This window comes from Stenotrophomonas sp. STK17_22 (assembly GCF_051983905.1).
GTDB lineage: Bacteria > Pseudomonadota > Gammaproteobacteria > Xanthomonadales > Xanthomonadaceae > Stenotrophomonas > Stenotrophomonas maltophilia_A.
In genome coordinates, this window is record NZ_CP197010.1 from 4,196,489 (window position 1) to 4,214,183 (window position 17,695).

The window sequence follows — 17,695 nt, forward strand, 5'->3', positions numbered from 1 at the left end:
CGAAACGTGGGAGCGGCAGCGCGCATGCGATGACGCGTACCCGGCCAGCGGCCGGCACTACCCGCCCCCGGAGTTCGGGGGCTGCGCCATAGGCGCGGGGGTGTGGAAGCCGGTAAGGGGGGGCCCACGATTCGCATCGCGAAACGTGGGAGCGGCAGCGCGCATGCGATGACGCGTACCCGGCCAGCGGCCGGCACTACCCGCCCCCGGAGTCCGGGGGCTGCACCATAGGCGCCGGGGTGTGGAGGCCGGTAAGGGGGGCCCGCGATTCGCATCGCGAAACGTGGGAGCGGCAGCGCGCATGCGATGACGCGTACCCGGCCAGCGACCGGCACTACCCGTCCCCGGAGTCCGGGGACGGGAATCCGGACTCAGTCCTGCTGCGGGCCCAGCGCCGGGCCATCGTGCGACTCACCCTTGGCCACCAGGGTGGTAAGGGCCAGGTCGCCGGTCACGTTCAGCGCGGTACGGCACATGTCCAGGAAGTGGTTCACGCCCAGGATCAGGCCGATGCCCAGCGGGTTCACGCCCACCATCGCGCAGATCATCGCCACCACCGGCAGCGAGCCTGACGGCACGCCGGCCGTGCCGATGCCACCGAGGATGCAGACCGCCATCACCATGATCTGCTGGCCGATGCTCAGGTCCACCCCGAAGAACTGGGCCAGGAAGATCACCGTCACGCCCTCGAACAGCGCGGTGCCGTTCTGGTTGGCGGTGGCGCCCACGGTCAGCACGAAGCGCGACACGCGCTGCGGCAGGCCCATCTGGTCGGCCACGCGCAGCGCGGTCGGCAGGGTGGCGTTGCTGGAGGCGGTGGAGAACGCCATCACCGTCGCTTCCTGGGTATCGCGGAAGAACGACAGCGGCGAACGACCGGACAGCCATACGGCCGTACCGTAACTCACCACCATGTGCAGGCCGAGTGCCAACACCACCACGCCCACGTAGGCACCGAGGCGGATGATCAGCTCGAAGCCGAACAGCGCGGCCAGGTTGAACATGAAGCAGGCCACCGCATACGGGGCCAGGCGGATGACCAGGTTGATCAGGGTCATCGAGATTTCGAACACGCCTTCAATGGCGCGGCGCAGCGGCGCGACCTTCTCATCGTCGGTCAGCACCATGCCGATGCCGAACATCAGCGCGAAGAACATCAGCGACAGGATCGCGCCGTTGTCGGACGCGGCCTGCAGCACGTTGCTCGGCACGATCGACAGCAGCATGTCCATGCCCTTCGGCGTGCCGTGGATGCCCGCGACAATCTCCTTGCTGCGCTCGGCGTTCTCCGACAGCATCATCGCAGCGACCTGCGGGTCGACACCGACACCCGGCTTGAGCAGGTTCACCAGCACCAGCCCGATGCCCACGGCAATGCCGGACAGCAGCACGGTATAGGCCAGGGTCTTCCAGCCGATGCGGCCTAGGGCGCGGATGTCGCCCATCTCCGACACACCCATGATCAGCGCCGAGAAGATCAGCGGCACGATCAGCATGAAGATCAGGTTGAGGAACAGGCCCGACGCCGGGGTGGTGATGTAGTCCATTACCCACTTGGCACCGGCCTGCAGACCATCGACGCTGCCGCCCAGGGCGTGCACGATCAGTCCCAGGATCAGGCCGATCGCAAAGCCGATGCCCATCTTCCAATGCAGGGGCAACTTCTTCTTGTCGGCAGCAGCTGCTGTCATGCGCGGGTTTCCTCGAAAAATGAATGCACTCTAACAAAGCGCGCAAGCGGCGCCGGTTCAGGTTCGCCGCGTTGGATACAGCGGCGCCAGGCCAGTGTCAGCGGCGCCGGTAGCCGCCGACCAGTGCGGTCCGTCACGGAAGAGCTCGCGCAGACGCGCGCGCAGCGAGGCCAGGTCGCCCTGCCCGCCCCATCGGGCCTGCTGCAGGTCCTGCAGCACCTGTCGCTGTCCGGGGTCAGCCAGGCGGTCGATGACCTGCTCGATACGTTCGACACCGGCCATCGCACACAGCTGCGCTTCCACCTGATCAAACCCTTCACCATCCAGCGCGCGGCGCAGTTCGGCCACGCCGGCACGTCCAGTCGCCACAGCCGGCACAGCGCCCTTGGCCGCCACGCGCGGGCGACGGCCTCGCTGCCAGCCCCACAACAGCGTCAGCAGCCACAGCAACGCCAGGCCGATGGCGGCGCCCATCCACGGCCATGGCCGCTCGGACAAACCACTGGCGCGCGGATCGGTCGCCGCGATACGGCTGTCCTGGCCATCGCCACCCGGCAGCACCGCATCGGTGTCGATCGGCGGCAGCGGTGCAGGTGACGCACTGCCTCCCCCGTTACCGGCCACCACGGCCAGCGTCAGGTCCGGCAGCTTCGCTTCCTGTGCCTTGCCATTGCGCACGTCCCACCACGGCAGGCGCGGCCCCGGCACCACCAGCGAACCTGGCTGGCGCGGCACGATCGAATAGCGGCGGGTGATCTTCAGCCGCGGCGTACTGCCATTGAAGGTCTCTTCGTACTGCGCAGGTTCGGCGAACACCTGCGCGGCGTTGCCGACGTCGGGCACCGGCAGATCGGTGAACTGCGCGCGGGTGGCGCCTTCGGCAATCGCCTCCACCACCACGTTGGCCGCCTCGCCGGTACGGGCGCTGGTCGGTGCACTGGTGTAGCGCAACTGCAGGCCCTGCAGCGGCAGCCATGGCTGCGGCGCCTGTGCCGGTTGCGCCTGCACCTGCAACGTGCGATCGGCGCCAGTGGCATTCATGCGCCCGTCGCCGCCGCCGAAGAAATCGTCGAAGAAGCCACCGGCACTGCGCCCGCTGAAGCGCGCACCGGCCAGCCGAAGTGCACCGCTGCGCTCGGGGATCAGCAGGAAGCGGCGCTCGACCACGTTGTAGCGGCGGCCGTTGACCTGTCGCACATCGGTGCGGTCATCGCCCACCCGCTGCAACGACGCGCCGGCCGGTGTATCCAGCACCAGTTCGCCGGAGGCCAGCTGCGAAGCGAAATACAACCGCACCACCACGCCTACGCTCTGCTGCACATACGGTGTCTCGTCATCGACAGCGGTTTCGATGAACGCCACCGCATTGCTGTCGGGACCGGCCACGGCAGCGGCATCCACCTGCAGGGTCAACGGTGCGGTACGTACGCTGCCCACCTGCAGGCCCGGCACCACCAGTGCACCGCTACGCCGTGGCGTGAGTGCCACGCCATACAGATTGCGCTGCTGCATGCTGCCGTTGCTCCACGCTACCTGGCGGCTGCTGGTCTGCCCGCTGAGGTCGAAGTCGGTGCGCAACGGTGTGAAGTCAGGGGCGCCCTGGTCGCTCTCGACGTTGAGCGTGACCGTGTCGCCCATCGCGATGCGGTCGCGGTCCAGCCACGCACGCGGCTGCGCCCAGGCCAGCAGCGGCAGCCACAGCAGCAGCGCCGCCAGTACCTGTCGGGGCCAGTGCCCGTGCATGTTGATCGCCCGCGTCATCGCCCTTCCCTCTTCCTGCGTTCGTTTTCCAGCTGGAACTTGGCCCGCAGCAATGCGCCCGGATCATCCGGCACGCGCCGCATCCACGCCTCCACCGCCTGCTGCTCCTCGCGTTGGCGTGGGGTGGTGCCGTCGCTGCCTGGAACGGGCATGCCATCCTGATCGCCTTTGCCCTCACGTGCCTGCTGCATGGCCTGCTGCATGCGCTGGCGCTGCTGCTCATCAGCCTGGGCCTGCGCCTTGGCATCCTCCACCTGTGGCGGCGCCTGCTGTCCATCGCGGCCGCGCTCGCCGGGCTGCGGGCTCGACTGGTTCTTGTCGTCACCGGGATTGGGCTGGCCCTGCTGACCCGACTGCGGCTGTCCCTGACCGGGATTCTGCTGGCCCTGCTGCGGCTGCTGGCCCTGCGGATTCTGCTGGCCCTGTGAATCGTTCTGCTGCTTCTGCTGTCCGTTCTGCGGTGGCTTCTGCTGATCCTGGCCTTTGCCACCCGACGGCTTGCGCTTGCGCGCGGCATCGACCACGGCACGGTTGGCGACCGCATCGGCCATGCCGGGATGCAGTGCCAGCGCGCGGTCGTAGGCGGCAATGGCTTCGTCGTAGTGGCCCTGGCGGGCCAGCGTATTGGCCAGGTTGTACCAGCCCGCATCGCTGTCGATGCCCTCGAACTGCTTGCGAGCACTGGCGAAATCACCGTTGCGGTAAGCCTGCGCACCTTCGGCCAGACGCTGGTGCTGCATCTGGTCGGCGCGCTTCCACAGCGTGCCCTGCGCCGGCGGTGCAGCCGGCACCGCAGGCGCCTGCGCCTGCACATCACTCATCCATGGCAGCAGGCCCACCGCCAGCACCGCCGCCAGCAGCGCGCGGCGACGGAAAGCGAGCAGCGCCAGCAGCATCACCGGTGGCAGCAGCCAGAACCCTTCATCACGCCATTGCTTGCCCTCGCCGGGCCGCTGCGCCGCAGTACCCTCGCGTGCATCAAGTACGCCCAGCGCACGCAGATCACTGTCATCGGTGGCGATGCGGGCATAGCGGCCTCCGCCTGCGGTCGCCACCGCACGCAGGCTGCCTTCATCCAGCGCGGCCTGGCGGATCTGCCCAGTGCCATCCCGGTACGCCGCACCGGCAGATGTGCCCAGCCCCAGTACCGACACCTGCATGCCGAGGCTGCGTGCCTGCGCTGCGGCCAGTGCCGCTTCATCATCCGCCTGATCGCTGACCAGCAGGATCTGCCCCCGCAATGCCCCGATCTGGCGCATCAACCGCGTCGCCCAGTCGATGCCACGGTCGGCGCGTTGTCCGTCGCGCGGCATCACATCCGGCGACAGCGCGTCCAGATACAGCGCGACGTTGCTGCCGTCATCGGTCAGCGGTGCCACGGTGTAGGCATCCTCGGCATAGACCACCAGGCCCACCTGGCCCCCCTGGCGGGCACGCAGCAGCTCGCCCACTTTCGCCCGAGCCTGCAGCAGGCGCGACGGCGGCAGATCGGTGGCATTGATCCGGCTGGACAGATCCAGCACGACCAGCAGCGGTGCGCTGGCCTGGAACATCGGTTGTGCCTGCTGCCGCCAACTCGGCCCGGCCATGGTCAGCGCTGCCAGGGTCCAGCCCAGCAGCACGGCCCAGGGCAGGCGTGCACGGCGGCGCGTGCCCGCAGCCAGCAGATGCGGCAACAGGTGGGCATCCACCGCTGTTCGCCACACGTCGCTGCGCCGCTGCCGATACAACGCCACAGCGATGATCAACGGCAGCGCCAGCAACGCCCACAGCCATTCCGGACGCAGGAAGTGCAGCGCGTTCCAGTCGGGAAGATTCGAAGCAAGCGCGATCATCGGCGACGCTCCGGCCACAGCCAGGCCAATGCGCCCAGCAGCAAGGCCAGGCCCAGCGCCCATGCATAGCGTTCCTCGCGCGGTCGCAGGCTTGGTCCCTTCGCAGCGATCGGCTCGAGCCGATCCAGTTCGGCATAGATGCCGGCCAGCTGTGCAGTGTCGCGGGCGCGGAAGAACTGGCCGCCGGTCATGCTCGCGATCTTCTTCAAGGTAGCCTCGTCGACCGGATCCTGGTCGGCGGAAATGGGGATACCGAACAGGCGCATGCTGCCATCACCGCCAAAGGCGACGGTGTGGATACGCACGCCCTCGGCACGCGCGACTTCGGCGGCACGCAGCGGTTCCAGCACGCCGGCATTGCTGACGCCGTCGGTCAGCAGAATCAGCACGCGCTGGCCTTCAGGCTGGCTGCGCAGGCGCTTCACCGCCAGGCCGATGGCATCACCGATGGCGGTCTCGCGCCCGGCCAGGCCGACCACGCTGTCGCGCAGCTGGTCGCGCACGCTGGCCAGATCGGCCGTAAGTGGCGTCAACGTGTAGGCGCGGTCGCCGAAGATCAGCAGGCCGATGCGATCACCGGCACGACGATCAAGGAAATCGGCCAGCACGGCCTTGGCCGCGGTCAGGCGATCCACCGCCTGCCCGCCCAGCACCATGTCGCCCTCGCCCATGCTGCCGGACACGTCCATCGCCAGCATCATCTGCCGGCCCTCCTGCGGCGGCGTGATCGCTTCACCCAGCTGTTGCGGGCGAGCCAGTGCGACGCACAGCGCGCACCAACCCAGCCACAACAGCAGCGTGCGCAGCCACGACACATCAACGCGGCCGCCACCGGACAGCGCTTGCAGTTCCGTCGCCGCATAGGGCACCCGCAGCGCAGCGCCGGGATCGGCACGACGCTTCCACCAGCGCATCAGCAACGGCAACGGCAGCGCCAGCAGGGCCAGCGGCCACGCCAGCTGCAGGTCCGGCCATGGCCAGTAACTTGCCAGCAGGTTCATCGGCGCCGCTCCAGCAGCATGCCCAGGTAGCGCTCGCGCGCCCAGCTGCGCAGCGCCGCCACATCGTTGGCGTCCACCCGTGGGCGATAGGCGCCTTCCGCCAGCAGACTGCGACGTGCCGCGGGCAGCGTGCCTTTCGGATCCACGCGCTGCCACCAGGCGTCATCGCGCAGGGATTCACTGCCGGGCTGCGCCTGGCGTGCGGCGCGACGCAGCAGTCCGGCGATGGCTGCCAGTTCCGCAGCAGCATCGGCGGTAGATGCCAGCTCCTGATCGAACAGCTGCAACCAGCGTTGGCGGCGACGGCGACGTTGCCACCAGAAGAAGGCCGCCACCACCAGCAACAGCAGCACCACGCCGCCGATCATCAGATAGCCCGGTGCCGGCGGCCACCATGATGGGGCGGGTGGCACCTGCACATCGCGCAGCGGCAGGTTCGCGCTCATGCCGGCACCTCGGTCGGGGATGGCGCCAGCCAGGCATCACTGGGCGCGTCGGTGGACAGCACCTGCACATCGACGCGGCGCGCTCCCAGCTGGCGCCGCAGGTCCTGCAGCGGTTCGACGAAATGCGCCTGCCAATGGGCCTGGACCTCGCTGCGGCGCAGGTCGAGGCCGATGCGCTGCTGCAGGGTCTGGAACTGCAGCGCGGCTGACGGAGGCTGCAGTTCCAATGGATCCACCAGCAGCACCAGGCTGAGGTCGTGGTGCTGGGCCAGCGCACTCCAGCGCGCCGGCGGAATACGGATGGCCTGCTGCGGATCGGCCAGCACCAGCACACGTGCACCCGGGCGCAGGACGCGACCGGCATGGTCCAGCGCACGTTCCAGGCCAAGGTCATCGGCCGGGGGCTGCGCATACCAGCGGGTGAGCGCGTCCAGCACGCGCAATACGCCGCGCGGGCCGCCTGCCGGTGCAATCGGTGGTTCACGGTCGCTGCCACGCAGGGCGCCGATGCGATCGCCGCGACGCTGCGCCGACCACGCGGCGACGGCGCCCGCGCGTGCAGCCTGCACCGATTTGAAGCGCACGCGGGTGCCGAAGTACAGGGCCGGCGAGGTATCGGCCACGATCAGGCTGACCCGCTCGCGTTCGGCCTGGAACAGCTTGGTGTGGGCACGTCCGGTACGCGCGGTCACCCGCCAGTCGATATGCCGTGCATCATCACCGGCCACGTACTCGCGTGACTCGGCATATTCCATGCCACGCCCGCGCAGCGGCGACGGCGCCTGCCCGGCGTTGCCGGCACGGCCACGGCGTGGCGGCGGCGGTCGCTGTGCAAGGCGGCGCAGCGCCACCAGTTCGGACAGTTGCGGGCGCAGCCCGTCACCGTCACTGACGGAGGAGGCGTGGTGCAGGGATGGATCGGTCATGCGCAGGCTCAGGGTGCCGGCACCCGGGCCAGCAGCTCCTGCACCAGGCGTTCGCCATCCCAGCCTTCAGCGGTGGCTTCGTAGCTGGGCAGCACGCGATGGCGCAGCACGTCGGCAGCAACCGCTCGCACGTCATCGGGGGTGACGAAGTCGCGGCCGGCCAGCCAGGCGCGCGCGCGTGCACAGCGTTCCAGCGCGATGGAACCGCGCGGGCTGGCGCCCCAGGCAATGCGGCGGCCAAGGCCGGCGTCATAGCGCGACGGATCACGCGAGGCCAGCACCAGCTCGATCAGGTAGCGTTCCAGCGCCGGCGCCATGTGCAGGTCCAGCACTTCGCGGCGGGCATCGAACACATCCTGCATCGGCAGCTTGTCCGGCGCTTGTGCGGCTTCGCCCAACGCACCACGGGCTCGCTCGCGGGCCAGGCGCAGGATCTCCGATTCGGCGGCCTGGTCCGGGTAGCCGATGCGCACATGCATCAGGAAACGGTCCAACTGCGCTTCCGGCAGCGGGAAGGTGCCTTCCTGCTCGATCGGGTTCTGCGTGGCCATCACCAGGAACAGCGGCGGCAGCGCGTAGGTGTGGCGGCCCACGGTGACCTGGCGCTCGCCCATCGCTTCCAGCAGTGCCGACTGCACCTTGGCTGGCGCGCGGTTGATTTCATCGGCCAGCAGGATCGGATGGAAGATCGGGCCGGGTACGAATTCGAAGCGGCCTTCCTGCGGGCGCCAGATCTCGGTGCCGGTCAGGTCGGCCGGCAGCAGGTCCGGGGTGAACTGCACGCGGGCGAAGTCGGCCTCCAGGCGCGAGGCCAGCGCGCGGATCGCCGTGGTCTTGGCCAGGCCCGGAGCGCCTTCCACCAGCAGGTGGCCATCGGCCAGCAGCGCGATCAGCAGGCGTTCGACCAGCGCGGCCTGGCCGACGATCTCGGCCGACAATGCGTCGCGCAGCTGGCTGAAAGCGGCATGCAGGCGGGAGGTGGCCGGCGCGGACGGCGGCGAGACGGTTTCGGGCATCGGCGGTGGCAGGTTCATGGTGGCCTTTGACCGGCGCGGGACGGCACGGGTTCCCGACATCATCGCAGGGTGCCCTGCGAATGGCATCAAGAACGGCTGAACGGCCCATCCACGCATGGCGTGGATCCACTGGACATGGGCGGCGTAGATCTACGGGCGGAAACGCAGAAGGGCCGCGCAGGGCGGCCCTTCTGCGTTTCGCAGAGGCGCGGGCTCAGTTCTGCTTGGCCACGCGCAGCACCTTCGGGGTCACGAACACCAGCAGCTCGGCCTTGTCCTTGTTGCGGCCGCGCTTCTTGAACAGGTTGCCCAGGAACGGCACGTCGCCCAGGAACGGCACCTTGCTGATGCTGCTGCGGTCGGTGAACTCGTACACACCACCGATGACCACGGTCTGCCCATCCTCGACCAGCACCGCGGTGTTGACCTCACGGCGGTTGATCGACGGTACCGTGCCGTAGCCCTGCAGTTCGATCAGGCGGTCAACTTCGTCCTTCTTCACCTGCATGTTGAGGAACACGCGGTTGTCGTTGGTGATGGTCGGGGTCACCCGCAGTTCCAGCACCACTTCCTTGAACTGCACGTTCGGGGTGGAACCGGCGCCACCGGCAGCACCGGTGCCACTGATGGTGACGTAGCCGATTTCCTTACCCTGCTTGATCATCGCCTCGCGCTGGTTGGTGGTGACCACGCGCGGGTTGGAGATCACCTCACCCCGCGACTCTTCCTGCATGGCCGACAGCTCCACGTCCAGCAGGTAGCCTGCGTTGAGGATCGACAGCGCCAGCGAACCCGGATTGCTGGCCGTAGCCACCGGCAGGTTCCAGTTCAGGCCACGCTTGATGGTCGGGCCGCTGGGAACCGGCGCCGGGCCGACGCTGCCACCGGCCTGCCACTCACGGACCGCCTTGGCGTTGGCCAGTGCGGTATCGACCTGCGACTTGCGGGTTTCCTCGTTGGCAGCGAGGCTGCCGCTGAAGTACACGTTGTCGCGGCTGCCGCTGATGCCGAACTTCGCACCCAGCTCGCGGGCGAAGGTGTCGGTCGCGATGACGATGCGGCTTTCGATCAGCACCTGGTCGACCGGGCGGTCGATCACGCTGATCAGCTCGCGCATGCGCGCGATCTTCTTCGGAATGTCGCTGATCATCAGCGTGTTGGTGCGCTCGTCGGCGACGATGCGGCCACGCCCGGACAGGAAGCCACTCTCCTCCTGCGACGAGCCGCCACCACCGCCATTGCCGCCACCACTGCCGCCACCGATGCCCTTGGCCTCGGTCAGCGCTTTGAAGATCTGCGTGGCGCTGTGGTAGTTGATCTGGACGTAATCGGTGACCAGGTCTTCGCGGTTCTCGATGGCGATGCGCGCGTCTTCCTTCTCCTGCTCGAACTTGGCCAGCTCAGCCTGCGGAGCGACCCAGATCACGCTGCCATCGCGACGCTTGTCCAGGCCCTTGGCACGCAGCACGATGTCCAGCGCCTGGTCCCACGGCACGTTGACCAGGCGCAGGGTCACATTGCCCTGTACCGAATCGGAGGCCACCACGTTGAGATTGGATTCCTCGGCGATCAACTGCAGCACGGTGCGCACCGGCACGTCCTGGAAGTTGAAGGTCACCGGCTTGCCGGTGAAACCGCGCTGACCAACAGCCTTGGCAGCCTGGGTGACGCTGCCGGCGGTGACTGCACCGACAGCGGCCGGCGCCTGCCGCGGGCTGATCTCGACCACGTATTCGTTGCCGCTCTGGTAGGCCAGTGATTCGACCGCACCGCCGGTGCTCAGCACCAGCTGGGTACCGGCACCGGACGGCTTGGCGTCGATGCGCTGCACCGGCGTGGCGAAGTCGGTCACGTTCATCGGCTTCTGCAGGTTGGCCGGCAGTCGGGCGTTACCGACATCGACCACCACGCTGTTGCCCTGCGTACGCAGGTCCGGAACCGCGCCCTGGCCGTCGAACTGGACGATCAGGCGCCCGGCGCCATCATCGCCGCGCTTGAAATCGATCTTGGCCACCGACAGGCCGGCCGGCGCTGCCGCCGGTGCCACGGTGGCGCCCACCGGCTTTTCCGCCGGTGCGGCGGCCAGCGCCGGAGCGCAGGCCAGCATCAGCGCGACTCCCAACGCGCTGACACGGTTCAAGGTAAAGCGCCGGATGGGACGCAGCCCCTTGGCTTGGTGAAAGGTCATCGTGCTATCCCCAGTAAACGATCATTGATCTTCAAGCGAGAGCGTTGCCGGCCGTTCCAGCCAGCCACCCGCGCCATCCGGCACCAGTTCGATCAGCTCCACGTGGTCTTCGAAGACCGCCGTGACCCGCCCGTCGCTCTGCCCCAGGTAGCCGCCCGGGCGTACCCGGTAGGTCACCTTGTCCGGCCCCATCACCAGCGCCACGGTGGCGGCTCCGGTGCCGATGGTGCCGACCATGTCCAGTGCGTCCAGCGGGAAGCCTTCCAGCGGCTCCTTGCGCCGGTTCGGATCCGGACGCAATCCGCCATTCCCCTGCTGCGGATTGGTCCAGGCATCGGTGAAGGGGTCGCGCAGACCCTGTGCGGAGTATTCGAAGGTTTCGAACTGCTGCATCACCGGCAGCGGCTCCAGCGGCTGCGCCGGTCGCGCACGCTCGCCTTCCACCCACTTTTCAAGATTCGGTGCATCACCCGGCGTGCTAGTCACATCGCGGCCGCACGCGGCCAGCATCAGCACGACGGCAGCCATCCCACAACGCGCAAAGAGGGAACGGATCACTTCTTCTCCTCCTTGCCGGCGTCAGCCGCCTGCTGTGCCTGCACTTCGGTCTCATCCAGATAGCGATAGGTCTTGACCGTGCCGGACAGCTCCAGCGCACCGCTGCGGGCGTTGCCGCTGGTCTTGTCCTTGGGCTTGAGGTTGATGTCGTGCATGGTCAGGATGACCACGCGCGGCAGCGACGCCACGCCACTGACGAAGGCACCGAACTGGTGGTAACTGCCCACCATGCGCAGCTTGATCGGCTTCTCGGCGTAGAACTCCTTGACCTGCTCCTGTTCCGGCTCGAACAGCTCGTTGGTCAGGCCGCTGGACAGCGCGGTCTGCGAGATGTCGATGATCAGGTCCGGCATTTCGGTCTTGCTGGGCAGCTGCCGCAGCATCTGCTGCAGCACCTGTTCCATCTGTGCCAGCTGCTGCTTCAGCGGCGCCAGGTTCACCGCACGCTCCTGCTGCTTGGTGAACTCCGAACGCAACTCGACTTCCTTCGATTCCAGGCCGGCCAGTTCCTCGCGCTTGCCACTGATCAGCAGCATCCACGCCACGAACATGATCACCAGCGCCAACAGCGAGCAGAAGACGATCTTGGCCTTCTGCGGCCAGTTGCCGATGTCATTGAAATCCAGGTTCTTCAGATCGATTTTCTGGCTCATGCGCGATCCCCCTGCAGCGGGGCGTTGAAGGCCTGCGGCGGCTGCGCCAGGCGGCTGCCCTCGGGCTTCGGCGCAGGCTTTGCAGCCGGGGCTGCCGGCTGGTTCGGCGTAGCCGGGGCCGGGGTGGCAGCAGGTGCGTTGACCGGCGCGGCGGCGGGTGCGGGTGCAGCCGGTGCAGCAGCGGGCTGGCCTGCGGCCGGTGCAGCAGGTGCCGCTGCATCCGGGCCGGCTGCAAGCGGTGCCACTGCGGGCGGAGCCGGCGTTGCCACCGAACCATCGGCGTTGAGGCCTGGCGTACCGGCCACTTCCTCACTCTGAGCCGGCAGCTTCACCTTGACCACGAACACATAGGGCAGCGCCTTGATGTCGGCCAGCGGGCCCACCTTGCCGTCCTTGTCCTTCTCGGGATCACGCGCTTCGATGATCGACAGTTCCGGGTTGGTCATCCAACCGGAGGTCTCCAGGTTGCGCATGTAGGCCGAAACACGGGCATTGGACTGGGTACGGCCTTCCAGGGTCAGCACGTCGCCTTCCTGCTTCAGCGCGGTCAGCACCAGGCCATCGGGAATCGTGCGCACCAGCGCATCGAACAGGTGCACCATCTGCGAGCGCTTGGCCTGCAGTTCCTCGATCACCTTCTTGCGGGCCAGCAGGCGTTCCTTCTGCGCGTCGAGGCGGTCGATCTCCTTGTTCTGTTCCTTGACCTTCTCGATCTCGGCTTCCAGATAGGCGTTGCGGTCCATCTGGCCGCTCACCTGGCGGTCGTAGTAGAACCAGATCACCAGCGACAGCAGCAGGCCACCGATCGCGGCCATGCCCAGCATTGCGTAGAACTCGCGCTGGCGTTGCTTGCGCCGCTCGGCGCGCCAGGGCAATAGATTGATGCGTGCCATCAGTCGAAGCTCCTCAGCGCCAGACCGGTTGCGATCATCAGCGCGGGGGCATCCTGGGCCAGCGCATGCGCGTTCACCTTCGGCCCCAGGGTCATCTGCGCCAGCGGGTTGGCGACCACGGTCGGCACGCCCAGCTGCTCCTCGACCATTTCCGGCAGACCGCCCAGCACGGCGCAGCCACCGGCCAGCACGATGTGATCAACGCGGTTGAACTCGCTGCCTGCGTAGAAGAACTGCAGCAGGCGGCTGATCTGCTGGACCGTGGCTTCCTTGAACGGCTCCAGCACTTCCATCTCGTAGCTTTCCGGCAGCCCGCCCTGGCGCTTGGCCAGTCCGGCTTCCTCGTAGCTCAGGCCGTAGCGGCGCATGATCTCGTCGGTCAGCTGCTTGCCACCGAACACCTGTTCGCGGCTGTACAGGCTGCGGCCGCCGCGCAGGACATTGAGGGTGGTCATGGTGGCACCGATGTCGACCAGCGCGACCACACCCTCGATGGATACCGGCAGCTCGCTGGCGACCAGGGCATAGGCGTTCTCGACCGCGAAGGCCTCCACGTCCATCACCTTGGCCTGCAGGCCACCCAGCTCCAGCGCCGACTGGCGCAGTTCCACGTTCTCCGAACGCGACGCGGCCAGCAGCACCTGGACCATCTCCGGGTTGTTCGGGATCGCCCCGATCACCTCGAAGTCCAGGTTCACTTCCTCGATCGGGTACGGAATGTAGTTGACCGCTTCCAGCTCGATCTGGGCTTCCATGTCGTTCTCGTCGAGCTCGGCCGGCATCGGGATCACCTTGGTGATCACCGCCGACCCAGCGACGGCGGCAGCGGCCAGCTTGGCCTTGCTCCCCGAGCGGTTCATCGCGCGGCGGATGGCCTCACCCACGGCCTCCACTTCCACGATGTTCTTCTCCACCACCGCATTCGGCGGAAGAGGTTCCACAGCGTAATGTTCCACACGAAAACGATTGCCACTGCGGGACAGCTGCAAAAGCTTTACCGCAGTCGAACTGATGTCGACGCCTACAAGCGGCGACTGACTTTTTGGGATGAGCCCCACGGTTTCTCCCCTGCCGACGGGCACTTGGACGCAAGACCTGCGCCCGAGCATTAATAACGTATTCTTAGCAAATGGCAACGGCCCTGCTGTGAAGTCCCTCACGGATTCACCATGCAGCCCCTGACTGTTCCCCTTGCGCTCCCCGGTGCCGACCCCAGCCGCCACCTTGCGTAATCTATACTCTGCGACCACGAAATTCGCAATCGGAATCTGAACCCGATGACTCGACTCCGCCGCTGGCTGCGCTGGATCTTCCTGATTGTCCTGGTCCTGGCGCTGATCGGCGCGGCCGCCGTGGGCGGTCTGTACTACGCCGTGTCCTCCAAGCTTCCCGACGTGCAGACCCTGCGCGACGTGGAAATGCAGGAGCCCATGTACGTCTATGCTGCCGACGGCAAGCTGATGGCGGTGTTCGGCGAGACCCGCCGTACCCCCATCACCATGAAGGACGTGCCCGAGCGCCTGAAGCAGGCGTTCCTGGCCACCGAGGATGCCCGCTTCTACGAGCATGGCGGTGTGGACTACATGGGCATCGGCCGAGCGGTGTGGCTGCTGGCCACCACCAACGACAAGCGCGTGCCGGGTGGCTCCACCATCACCCAGCAGGTGGCCCGCCAGTTCTTCCTCAGCTCCGAGTACAGCTACACCCGCAAGCTGGCCGAGATCCTGCTGGCGCGGAAGATCGAGTCCGAGCTGAGCAAGGACGAGATCTTCGAGCTGTACCTGAACAAGAGTTTCTTCGGCAACCGCGCCTACGGCGTGGCCGCCGCCGCCGAGTTCTACTACGGCAAGAAGCTGAACGAGCTGGACCTGGATGAAATGGCCTCGCTGGCCGGCATCCCCAAGTTCCCGTCTTCGGGCAACCCGATCTCCAACCCGGAACGTGCCCGCCAGCGCCGCGACAACTACGTGCTGCAGCGCATGGCCGACCTGAAGTTCGTCAGCCAGGCCGAGGCCGACGCGGCCAAGGCCGTGCCCATGCACGCCACCGCGCATGAACCGCCGGTGCAGGTCGATGCCCCCTACGTGGCCGAGCTGGTGCGCCAGGAAATGATCGCCCGCTTCGGCGGCGATGTGGTCAACAAGGGTTACCACGTCACCACCACCATCGATGCCACCCTGCAGACCGCCGCCAACCAGTCGGTGCGCGACGGCCTGCTGCTGTACGACCACCGCCACGGCTGGCACGGCGTGGAGAAGCAGGTGCAGGTGGGTGCCGGCGAAGACGCTGCCGCCCTGGCCGAGCACCTGCGTGGCATGTACGGCCAGGCCGGCCTGCTGCCGGCCATCGTCGCCAGCACCGGTGCCGATGGCAGCGCAACGGTGGTGCTGGCCAACCGCAGCGAGATCGTGCTGCCGGCCGGCGCCGCCAAGTGGACCAACAAGACCCCGGGCAAGCTGGTACAGCGCGGCGACATCGTGCGCGTGCGCGCCGGTGCCAAGGAAGGTGAGTGGCTGCTGGACCAGATCCCGCGCGGCCAGTCCGCACTGGTCTCGCTGGATGCCCACAACGGCGCGTTGAAGGCGCTGGTGGGTGGCTTCAGCTTCTCCGGCAACAAGTTCAACCGCGCCACCCAGGCCCGTCGCCAGCCGGGTTCGAGCTTCAAGCCGTTCGTCTACGCGGCTGCCTTCGACAAGGGTTACAACCCGGCCTCGATCGTGCTCGACGCCCCGGTCGTGTTCCGCGACCGCCGCGGCAAGACCTGGGCCCCGCAGAACGACGGTGGCGGCTTCCGCGGCCCGATGCGCTTGCGTGAAGCGCTGGTGCAGTCGCGCAACCTGGTCTCGGTGCGCCTGCTTGATGGCATGGGCGTGGACTATGCGCGCAAGTACATCAGCGAGTTTGGTTTCGCCGAATCGGAACTGCCGCCGAACCTGTCGATGTCGCTGGGTACCGCCTCGCTGACCCCGTTGTCGGTGGCCCGCGGCTACGCCGTGTTCGCCAACGGCGGCTCGCGCGTGGATACGTGGCTGATCGACCAGGTCAATGACCGCGACGGCAACCTGGTGTTCAAAGAAAACCCGGCGCTGGCCTGCCGCGACTGCGCCGGCAGCAGCGACCAGCCGGTCAACCAGGTGGTGGACGGCTTCAACTTCGGTGCCCCGGCCCCGAAGGTGGACCCGGCTGCTGCCGCCAAGGCCGAAGCCAAGACCGAAACCCCGGCCGCGCCGGTCAACCCCGATGCCCGCACCGCCCCGCGCGCGATCGACGCCCGCACCGCCTACCAGCTGGTGTCGATGATGCGCGACGTGGTCCAGCGCGGTACCGGTGCCCAGGCCAAGGTGCTCGGCCGCGAGGACGTGGGTGGCAAGACCGGCTCCACCAACGACCACCGTGACGCCTGGTTCTCCGGCTTCGGCGGCCCGTACGTGACCACCGTGTGGGTGGGCCGCGACGACTTCCGCTCGCTGGGTTACCGCGAATACGGTGGCAAGGCCGCGCTGCCGATCTGGATCGACTACATGCGCACCGCGCTGAAGGACACCCCGATCGCGCAGAACGAACCGCCCAGCGGCATGGTCCAGGCCACCCTCAACGGCGCCACCGAGTGGGTGAAGGTGGAAGACATGGACCGCCTGACCGACTACGACCTGAACCTCAATACGCCGCAGGCCGACGCCGCCGCGTTCGATATCTTCTGAGGAAGGGTTCGGCGGGTGCCGCTCTGGTAGATGCCAACCTTGGTTGGCGCCGATGCCGCCCCGGTAGTTGCCAACCTTGGTTGGCGCCCTGTGCCGACCAAGGTCGGCATCTACCAAAGCGTGGGTGGGGCCAACCTTGGTTGGCACCGATGCGGCCCCGGTAGCTGCCAACCTTGGTTGGCGCCCCGTGCCGACCAAGGTCGGCACCCACCAAAGCGGTTGCATCCGCCATACCCACGCAGATGTCACATCCGTGCGCTAGTCTGTAGCCAGGTCGCAACAAGGAGTCATCGCATGCATCGCGCCCGTCAGCATGCTGCCAGCCAGACCCGCGAGCGGCGCCACCGCCTCGCCCACGAAGCCGCCCGCCTGATGGCCGAAGGCGGCATCCGCGACTACCACCAGGCCAAGTTGAAGGCCGCCAGCCGGCTCGGCATCCACGACGATGCCTCCCTGCCCCGCAATACCGAGATCGAAGACGCCCTGCGCGAGTACCAGCGGCTGTTCTCCGGGCCCCAGCACGGCAACGAACTGCAGCGCCGCCGCGAAGCCGCCATGCGTGCTCTGGAGTTCCTGCACGGCTTCGCCCCGCGCCTGGCCGGTCCCGTACTGGACGGCACCGCCGACGCCAATAGCCCCGTGCAGCTGCACCTCCACAGTGACGACCCGGAAGCCGTGCACCGCTTCCTGGACGAACACGGCATCCCCGCCGAATCGCGAACCCGCCGCCTGCGCATGGACCGCGAGCGCTGCCTGGATGTGCCGGTGTGGGTGTTCAGTGCCGAGGAGCTGACCTTCGACCTGGCGGTGTTGCCGTACGACGCCCTGCGCCAGGCACCACTGTCACCGGTGGATGAGAAGCCGATGCGGCGCGCGTCGGTGGCGCAGTTGCGGCAGGTGCTGGCCGAGGCGGAGATCACCGCGTATATCGGCGGGTGACGGTAGCGCCGGTCCATGGCCGGCGAGCGCAGCGGTGCCTGCCTTGGGTGGGTGCGGACCGTTGGTCCGCACTGTGCTTCGGGCATT

14 protein-coding genes are annotated in these 17,695 nt (G+C 67.6%); 2 read left to right on the forward strand and 12 right to left on the reverse strand.

What is annotated here, in order from left to right; translation table 11 throughout:
• Window positions 1-371 precede the first annotated feature (371 nt).
• The 12 genes from ACSYS9_RS19645 to ACSYS9_RS19700 all read right to left on the reverse strand — a co-directional run bounded on the left by ACSYS9_RS19645 (window position 372) and on the right by ACSYS9_RS19700 (window position 14,026).
• Window positions 372-1,691 carry a dicarboxylate/amino acid:cation symporter gene (locus tag ACSYS9_RS19645; RefSeq protein WP_071229165.1) on the reverse strand — a complete coding sequence of 440 codons (1,320 nt, stop codon included), beginning with the start codon at window positions 1,689-1,691 and terminating at the stop codon, window positions 372-374.
• Between the two features lie 57 nt (window positions 1,692-1,748).
• Entirely contained in the window at window positions 1,749-3,452 is a 1,704-nt protein-coding gene (locus tag ACSYS9_RS19650) for a BatD family protein (protein ID WP_071229166.1), read from the reverse strand.
• Window positions 3,449-5,287, reverse strand: a complete 1,839-nt coding sequence (locus ACSYS9_RS19655; RefSeq protein ID WP_071229167.1) for a VWA domain-containing protein — start codon at window positions 5,285-5,287, stop codon at window positions 3,449-3,451. Before ACSYS9_RS19655 ends, ACSYS9_RS19650 begins: the two co-directional genes overlap by 4 nt.
• On the reverse strand, window positions 5,284-6,288 hold the full coding sequence (locus ACSYS9_RS19660; RefSeq protein WP_032127855.1) for a vWA domain-containing protein: 1,005 nt from the start codon (window positions 6,286-6,288) through the stop codon (window positions 5,284-5,286). Before ACSYS9_RS19660 ends, ACSYS9_RS19655 begins: the two co-directional genes overlap by 4 nt.
• Window positions 6,285-6,734: a DUF4381 family protein gene (locus tag ACSYS9_RS19665; RefSeq protein ID WP_071229168.1), complete on the reverse strand. Its 450-nt coding sequence runs from the start codon at window positions 6,732-6,734 to the stop codon at window positions 6,285-6,287. The genes ACSYS9_RS19660 and ACSYS9_RS19665 overlap by 4 nt, the downstream gene beginning before the upstream one ends.
• Window positions 6,731-7,660, reverse strand: coding sequence for a DUF58 domain-containing protein (locus tag ACSYS9_RS19670; RefSeq protein ID WP_049422629.1), 930 nt, complete (start codon window positions 7,658-7,660; stop codon window positions 6,731-6,733). Before ACSYS9_RS19670 ends, ACSYS9_RS19665 begins: the two co-directional genes overlap by 4 nt.
• Before the next feature lie 8 nt (window positions 7,661-7,668).
• Window positions 7,669-8,694, reverse strand: a complete 1,026-nt coding sequence (locus tag ACSYS9_RS19675; RefSeq protein ID WP_071229169.1) for an AAA family ATPase — start codon at window positions 8,692-8,694, stop codon at window positions 7,669-7,671.
• Between the two features lie 196 nt (window positions 8,695-8,890).
• Window positions 8,891-10,864: a type IV pilus secretin PilQ gene (locus ACSYS9_RS19680; protein WP_071229170.1), complete on the reverse strand. Its 1,974-nt coding sequence runs from the start codon at window positions 10,862-10,864 to the stop codon at window positions 8,891-8,893.
• Between the two features lie 21 nt (window positions 10,865-10,885).
• The gene (locus ACSYS9_RS19685; protein ID WP_010484064.1) at window positions 10,886-11,392 is read right to left on the reverse strand and encodes a pilus assembly protein PilP; all 507 of its coding nucleotides are present in this window, start codon (window positions 11,390-11,392) and stop codon (window positions 10,886-10,888) included.
• A gap of 26 nt (window positions 11,393-11,418) precedes the next feature.
• A complete protein-coding gene (locus tag ACSYS9_RS19690; protein ID WP_049400744.1) occupies window positions 11,419-12,075 on the reverse strand; it encodes a type 4a pilus biogenesis protein PilO in 657 nt (218 codons plus the stop codon).
• Entirely contained in the window at window positions 12,072-12,968 is an 897-nt protein-coding gene (locus ACSYS9_RS19695) for a PilN domain-containing protein (RefSeq protein ID WP_049422632.1), read from the reverse strand. Before ACSYS9_RS19695 ends, ACSYS9_RS19690 begins: the two co-directional genes overlap by 4 nt.
• Window positions 12,968-14,026 (reverse strand): pilus assembly protein PilM, encoded by a 1,059-nt coding sequence (locus ACSYS9_RS19700; protein WP_010484061.1) that lies wholly within the window; start codon window positions 14,024-14,026, stop codon window positions 12,968-12,970. The genes ACSYS9_RS19695 and ACSYS9_RS19700 overlap by 1 nt, the downstream gene beginning before the upstream one ends.
• A gap of 219 nt (window positions 14,027-14,245) precedes the next feature.
• On the opposite strand from ACSYS9_RS19700, the gene ACSYS9_RS19705 reads away from it, so the two are divergent.
• The gene (locus tag ACSYS9_RS19705) at window positions 14,246-16,669 is read left to right on the forward strand and encodes a penicillin-binding protein 1A (protein ID WP_071229171.1); all 2,424 of its coding nucleotides are present in this window, start codon (window positions 14,246-14,248) and stop codon (window positions 16,667-16,669) included.
• Between the two features lie 294 nt (window positions 16,670-16,963).
• On the forward strand, window positions 16,964-17,608 hold the full coding sequence (locus tag ACSYS9_RS19710) for a hypothetical protein (protein ID WP_012511978.1): 645 nt from the start codon (window positions 16,964-16,966) through the stop codon (window positions 17,606-17,608).
• Window positions 17,609-17,695: the final 87 nt, after the last annotated feature.

Excerpts from the sequence above, each read along its gene's own strand:
- ACSYS9_RS19710 (WP_012511978.1), top strand. The coding sequence starts at position 16,964 with ATGCATCGCGCCCGTCAGCATGCTGCCAGCCAGACCCGCGAGCGGCGC.
- ACSYS9_RS19670 (WP_049422629.1), bottom strand. The coding sequence starts at position 7,660 with ATGACCGATCCATCCCTGCACCACGCCTCCTCCGTCAGTGACGGTGAC.
- ACSYS9_RS19685 (WP_010484064.1), bottom strand. The coding sequence starts at position 11,392 with ATGGCTGCCGTCGTGCTGATGCTGGCCGCGTGCGGCCGCGATGTGACT.
- ACSYS9_RS19645 (WP_071229165.1), bottom strand. The coding sequence starts at position 1,691 with ATGACAGCAGCTGCTGCCGACAAGAAGAAGTTGCCCCTGCATTGGAAG.
- ACSYS9_RS19655 (WP_071229167.1), bottom strand. The coding sequence starts at position 5,287 with ATGATCGCGCTTGCTTCGAATCTTCCCGACTGGAACGCGCTGCACTTC.
- ACSYS9_RS19665 (WP_071229168.1), bottom strand. The coding sequence starts at position 6,734 with ATGAGCGCGAACCTGCCGCTGCGCGATGTGCAGGTGCCACCCGCCCCA.
- ACSYS9_RS19705 (WP_071229171.1), top strand. The coding sequence starts at position 14,246 with ATGACTCGACTCCGCCGCTGGCTGCGCTGGATCTTCCTGATTGTCCTG.
- ACSYS9_RS19675 (WP_071229169.1), bottom strand. The coding sequence starts at position 8,694 with ATGAACCTGCCACCGCCGATGCCCGAAACCGTCTCGCCGCCGTCCGCG.
- ACSYS9_RS19680 (WP_071229170.1), bottom strand. The coding sequence starts at position 10,864 with ATGACCTTTCACCAAGCCAAGGGGCTGCGTCCCATCCGGCGCTTTACC.
- ACSYS9_RS19660 (WP_032127855.1), bottom strand. The coding sequence starts at position 6,288 with ATGAACCTGCTGGCAAGTTACTGGCCATGGCCGGACCTGCAGCTGGCG.
- ACSYS9_RS19650 (WP_071229166.1), bottom strand. The coding sequence starts at position 3,452 with ATGACGCGGGCGATCAACATGCACGGGCACTGGCCCCGACAGGTACTG.
- ACSYS9_RS19690 (WP_049400744.1), bottom strand. The coding sequence starts at position 12,075 with ATGAGCCAGAAAATCGATCTGAAGAACCTGGATTTCAATGACATCGGC.
- ACSYS9_RS19695 (WP_049422632.1), bottom strand. The coding sequence starts at position 12,968 with ATGGCACGCATCAATCTATTGCCCTGGCGCGCCGAGCGGCGCAAGCAA.